The following is a 1,549-nucleotide window of genomic DNA, read 5'->3' as shown; positions in this document are numbered from 1 at the left end:
CCCGGCGGGGGAGGGCCGAGCAGGCGCCCGGGTCGCGGCGGCGCGTGCTCGGCCCCGCCACGACCCGTCAGCGTTGCGGTCTCAGGTCGCCGCGTCGAGATCAAGAGCGAGGGAGTTCATGCAGTACCGCTGACCGGTCGGTTCCGGACCGTCGTCGAACACATGTCCGAGATGTGATCCACACCGTCGGCACCGTACCTCGGTCCGGATCATGCCGTGTGACCTGTCCTCCACCAGCTCCACCGCCTCGGTCACGGCCGGCTGGAAGAAACTCGGCCAACCCGAACCGGACTCGTACTTCGTGGACGAGTCGAACAAGGCGTTGCCGCAGGCGCCGCAACGGTAGATTCCCGTTTCCTTGCTGTAGGTGTATGCGCCGGTGAAGGGTGGTTCGGTCGCCGCGTCACGCAGCACGGCGTACCGCTCCGGCGAAAGCTCCCGGCGCCACTCCTCGTCGGTCTTCACGACCTGCTCCGCTGTCACGGTGCCCTCCCTGTCATCGGTGTCAGGCTTCGCCGACCGGCGCGCCGAGGCCTTCGGCGCGTAGCGGCCCCCGATGTGTGACGTCTGATGTTTCGGCTTTGTTCCGGGACGCTGCCACGGCAACCGGACCTGCGCCCGCCAGACCACACGCGGCTGCCGCCACCGCGACCGCCGCCGACAGCGGAGCGACCTGATGGCGTGCCCCTGCGGCGACCAACAGGGCCGCGTCGGCCGCGTCGACGAGCATTCCCGCCCACAACCAGGTCCGAATCTGTTCGGGTTCCCCTCGGGTGGACGCCGTGAGCAACCCGGCGCCGAGGGCCAGATCACGGACGGCCGCCACTCGTGTTATCCATGCCGTCCGTTCGGCGGTTACCCGGTCTATCCCAGCGATTCGCGCGAATCCGGCCGGACGTGTCAGCAAGCCGACACCGATCGCGCACCGTGTGACGCCAAGCAGTGCCACACGCGGACTGTGCGTGGCGGGAATCGGCGTCACGGCGATCGTTCTTCTACGTAGTGTGAGCACGATCTCGTTACCCGCCTTGTCGTCGTGGGAACGTCGAACAGGGTCTGTGCGTTGGTGATTCTGAGTTCCTCACTGGTACCGACGCTCGGGAGGGTTTTTTATGGGCGAGCGCATCCTGCGAGGCAGCCGGCTAGGTGCGGTGTCCTACGAGACGGATCGCAGCACTGAACTCGCGCCACGCCAGACCGCGTCCTACGACTGCCCGAACGGCCACCAGTTCACCATGCCCTTCGCCGCCGAGGCCGAGGTCCCGGCGGTCTGGGAGTGCCGTGTCTGTGGTGCCGGGTCGGTCATCGTCAACGGCGAGGTCCCGGAGCCGAAGAAGAGCAAGCCCCCGCGCACCCATTGGGACATGCTCATGGAGCGGCGTACCACCGACGACCTCGAAGAGGTCCTGGCCGAGCGACTTGCCGTTCTGCGGGGCACCGGTCAGGACCGCCGCTCCGCCTGACGCGACCTTCGCGGCGGCGGCAGCAGTCGACAGATGATGTGGCCGACCGGGTCCTCCGGCCGGCCACACCCATGTTCGCCCTGTTC

General features: G+C 67.9%; 3 protein-coding genes. 1 reads left to right on the top strand and 2 read right to left on the bottom strand.

Annotated features, from left to right (window positions below):
• Positions 1-81 precede the first annotated feature (81 nt).
• Positions 82-483 carry a peptide-methionine (R)-S-oxide reductase MsrB gene (gene msrB / locus U9980_RS06195; RefSeq protein WP_322767054.1) on the bottom strand — a complete coding sequence of 134 codons (402 nt, stop codon included), beginning with the start codon at positions 481-483 and terminating at the stop codon, positions 82-84.
• Between the two features lie 22 nt (positions 484-505).
• Entirely contained in the window at positions 506-949 is a 444-nt protein-coding gene (locus U9980_RS06190) for a DUF4267 domain-containing protein (protein WP_322767059.1), read from the bottom strand.
• Positions 950-1,112: 163 nt separating this feature from the next.
• Here U9980_RS06190 and U9980_RS06185 point away from each other — a divergent pair, with 163 nt between their 5' ends.
• Positions 1,113-1,463 carry an RNA polymerase-binding protein RbpA gene (locus tag U9980_RS06185; protein ID WP_239310521.1) on the top strand — a complete coding sequence of 117 codons (351 nt, stop codon included), beginning with the start codon at positions 1,113-1,115 and terminating at the stop codon, positions 1,461-1,463.
• Positions 1,464-1,549: the final 86 nt, after the last annotated feature.

It is taken from the genome of Protofrankia sp. Cr1 (assembly GCF_963555865.1).
Classification (GTDB): domain Bacteria; phylum Actinomycetota; class Actinomycetes; order Frankiales; family Frankiaceae; genus Protofrankia.
This window is presented reverse-complemented; position numbering and strand designations above follow the sequence as displayed.

Excerpts from the sequence above, each read along its gene's own strand:
- U9980_RS06185 (WP_239310521.1), top strand. The coding sequence starts at position 1,113 with ATGGGCGAGCGCATCCTGCGAGGCAGCCGGCTAGGTGCGGTGTCCTAC.